Below are 3,587 nucleotides of genomic sequence, written 5' to 3' on the forward strand. Positions count from 1 at the left end.
GGCCGAGGCCACCCGACGGGCTGCCGAGAAGACCCGCGCCGAACTGGAGGCCGCCCGCGCGGAGGCCAAGGCGAAGGCCGAGGCCGCCGCCCTGCAGGTGCGGCTGGAGCAGGAGGAGATCGACCGGCAGGCCGCAGTGGCCCGCGTCCAGCAGCGCGCGCTGCGGGACGAGCAGTTGGGTGTGCGCACCGTCGAGGTCTCCGAACCCGAGGTCATCACCGTCACCCGGCGCAGCACCGACCAGCCGCTGGGCGCGCTGGCGCTGCTGCTGGTGCGGTTGACCGTGGCCGGCTGGATCGGCATCCTCGGCTGGCAGGTGCTGGTCGACCGCCAGGCGGTCACCGACGTGCTGACCGACGTCGGGATCCCGTCGGCGATGACGTCCTGGATGAGCTGGAGTGCCGGGATCGCGATGTTCGCGGTAGCGCTCTTCCTGCTGTTCGGCGTCGCGACCCGGGCCTTCGCCGGCATCCTGGCGGCCTTCCTGGTCGCCTTCCTGGCGTTGTTCCGGTTCGGTCCGTTCAGTCCGTTCCTGGAGGGCCAGTTCGGCTTCTATGGCGACCGGGAGGTCTTCATCACGGTGCTGTGCCTGGTGCTGGTCCTGCTCGGCGCGGGCGGCTGGAGCGCGGACGCCCGCATCCGGCGCCGTCGCAAGGCTGTGCACAGGCAAGATTGACCTAACTCAACCCGGTTGATGTGCGACCCGCCTCCAGGGGAGCGGTGTCATGCGGTTGGCTGGGTGCACTAGGGTACTGGGCATGACACCGGTTGTGGGGGTGCGGTTCCAGCCGTACGGAACCCTGCACCTGCTGCGGCTGCGTGAAGGCCAGAGCTTCGGCTTCGGCGACCGGGTGCGCTACCCGGCCGAGGGCGGCCACATCATCGGTACCGTCGCCTGGTCCGGCCAGTCCGACGCCGCTCAGGACGCCCCGGTCTGCGCCGGCCCGGCGTCTCAGGAGGACCTGACCAGGGAACACACCGACCGCGTTCGCCGGGCCGAGATCGCGGTCGCGGCGCGGGCGTTGATCAAGCGGCACAACCTGCCGATGCGCGTCCTCGCCGTCGACCACCAGCAGTCCGATTCCGGCCAGCCGTTGGCGGTCATCTACTACTCGGCTCCCGAACGCGTCGACTTCCGGGCCATGCTGTCCGACCTGGGCCGCGCGCTGCAGTGCCGTCTCGACCTGCGTCAGGTCGCCGAACGGGACGCCGCCATGCTGGTCAGCGATATCGGTTCCTGCGGACGGCCCAGCTGCTGCACCACCTGCCTGCAGGCGGTCAAGCCGGTCCCTGGCAGTTCCGGCCGGATGCTGCACAGTGCCGGTCTGGGGGCGTGTGGACGCCCGATGTGCTGCCTGACGTACGGTGAATGCGGAGCTCGTGGATGACCGGAAGGGCAGCTAGGCCCTTCGGCGTCCGGGTGGCAGCGCTGGCCAGGCGTGGCCCGGCCATGGTCGTGGTGATGCTGCTGCTGTTGACTGGCTGCGTGCCCGACAGGTCGGGGACGAACGACTCGCCGTCGCCGGGGTACACGTTGCCCGCCATCGACCACACCTATCCGGCGCCCGACCCGCCGGATCGGCCGGCCCCCGACGACTCGGACGCACAACCGCCCGGGTTCACCCGGCCGCCCGCCGGGAGCGGCTACAGCCGCTACCTCGACCAGAAGCTGCGGTGGACCCAGTGTGACGAGTTCCGCTGCGTCACCTTCCGGGCGCCTCTCGACTGGTCCGATCCCGACGGGCAGGCCATCACCCTCGCGATGCGGATGAAGCCGGCGTCCGCGCCGGAACGCCATGGCGTCCTGTTCATCAACCCGGGCGGCCCGGGCTCGTCGGCACAGGAGTACGTGCCCAGCTTCGACACCACTGGCCTGGAGAGTTTCGACATCATCGGCCTCGACTCCCGCGGGTCCGGCGAATCAACTCCCGTCGTTTGCGGCACCGGTGAGCAGACCGACGACTACTACCTGCTGGACGCCACCCCCGACGACCAGGCCGAGCGGGACGCGCTGATCGCCGGCCAACAGCAGTTCAACGGTCAGTGCCGGCGCAACTCCGGACGCCTGCTTGACCACATCTCCACCATCGAGGCGATGCACGACTACGACTTGGCCCGGCACCTGCTCGGCGAGGCGCAACTCAACTTCTACGGCGTCAGCTACGGCACCTTCCTCGGCGCGGTGTACGCGGAGTTGTACCCCGAGAACGTCGGCCGGGTGGTGCTGGACTCGGCTGTGAACCTGACGCCGGACTCCGACGTCATCCAGGCCCAGGGCTTCGACCTCAGCCTGCGCAACTTCGCGGCCTGGTGCGAACAGAACTCCCAGCAGTGCCGGCTGGCCGGCACCGAGCAGGAGGTCGTCGACGAGGTGGTCACCTTCATCACCGGCCTGGACGCCGCCCCGCTGCCCACCACGGATCCGGAGCGTCCGCTCACCCAATCGCTGGCGCTGACCGGACTGGTGCTGCACTTCTACTTCGGCGCCGAGATCTACCCCTACCTGGCCCAGTTGCTGGAGTACACCCTGACCTTCGGCGACGGCAGCTACCTGCTGGAGGCCGCTGACCTGCTGAACGAGCGCAACCCGGACGGCACTTACGGCGGCCTCACCTACGCATTTCCCGCCATCCGGTGCGTCGACGAAACCGACGATGGTGTGCAGGCGGCGTTCGACACCTGGACCGGCCGCGACACCGAGTTGGCCCCGATCTTCGGGCCGCTGTTCGGCCCCGACCTGGTTTGCCCGCTGTGGACGGCCAGGCCTGCCCCGCAGATCGACTTCACCGGCGCGGGCGCGCCGCCGCTGCTGGTGATCCAGAACACCGGCGACTCGGCGACCCCGTACCGCAACGCCGAGATCATGGCCGAAGAGCTGGCCTCGGCGGTGCTGGTGGTGCGGGATGCGCCCGGGCACGGTGCCTACGCTTCGGGTAGCGCCTGCATGGACGGCATCGTCACGGATTACTTCACAACCGGCGCGGTCCCCGCTGAAGGCACCATCTGCACCGACGGCTGAGAAGCACATTCCCGCCCCCGGTGGACCACCGTCCGGCTGTTTCGCCGCGACAGCGGGGTATCGGTATAGTTGCGGCGTCGACTTCCCGGGTCGGCGCGCCACCTTAGCTCAGTCGGTAGAGCGACGCTCTCGTAAAGCGTAGGTCTGGGGTTCGATTCCCCAAGGTGGCTCCAACCAAGGTGACCTATTCCGCGGTCCGGCGTCATCGGACATCGCTGTGGAACGAAGGAGCAGCCATGATCAGGCACCTTGGGGTGGGCGAAGTGGCCACCTTCACCAGGACAGTGTCCGGTTCACTGGCGGGATGACGCTCGGTGACACCCTGACGGTGCGAGATCAGCGAGGTCGACCAGGATGCCAACAAGAGCTTCGGGACGATCGAGATCCGCAACCAGCGCGACGAGCTGGTGGTGGTCGCGACCCACATCCTGAAGTTCTTCGACTAGGAGACTGCTGAAGAAGGCGTGTTTCAGTTTGGGATGAGCGGGACGGGCGGGTCGCCATCACTTTGGCCGTCGGAGCGGCTCTGGTAAGTCACAGCGCGTGGCTGGACACGAGGTCGACCCGC

3 protein-coding genes and 1 tRNA gene are annotated in these 3,587 nt (G+C 68.6%); all 4 read left to right on the forward strand.

Annotation, left to right across the window (positions count from 1 at the left end; translation table 11 throughout):
• The coding region (locus WBL05_RS11500) for a DoxX family protein (protein ID WP_424226052.1) at window positions 1–676 on the forward strand (676 nt) is incomplete at its 5' end.
• Window positions 677–758: 82 nt separating this feature from the next.
• Window positions 759–1,388, forward strand: coding sequence for a regulatory iron-sulfur-containing complex subunit RicT (gene ricT, locus WBL05_RS11505; protein WP_424226054.1), 630 nt, complete (start codon window positions 759–761; stop codon window positions 1,386–1,388).
• Entirely contained in the window at window positions 1,385–3,019 is a 1,635-nt protein-coding gene (locus WBL05_RS11510; protein WP_424226055.1) for an alpha/beta hydrolase, read from the forward strand. Before ricT ends, WBL05_RS11510 begins: the two co-directional genes overlap by 4 nt.
• Before the next feature lie 97 nt (window positions 3,020–3,116).
• A tRNA-Thr gene (locus tag WBL05_RS11515) sits at window positions 3,117–3,192 on the forward strand.
• Window positions 3,193–3,587: the final 395 nt, after the last annotated feature.

The organism is Brooklawnia sp. (assembly GCF_049651565.1).
Taxonomy (GTDB): Bacteria; Actinomycetota; Actinomycetes; order Propionibacteriales; family Propionibacteriaceae; genus Brooklawnia.

Excerpts from the sequence above, each read along its gene's own strand:
- ricT (WP_424226054.1), top strand. The coding sequence starts at position 759 with ATGACACCGGTTGTGGGGGTGCGGTTCCAGCCGTACGGAACCCTGCAC.
- WBL05_RS11510 (WP_424226055.1), top strand. The coding sequence starts at position 1,385 with ATGACCGGAAGGGCAGCTAGGCCCTTCGGCGTCCGGGTGGCAGCGCTG.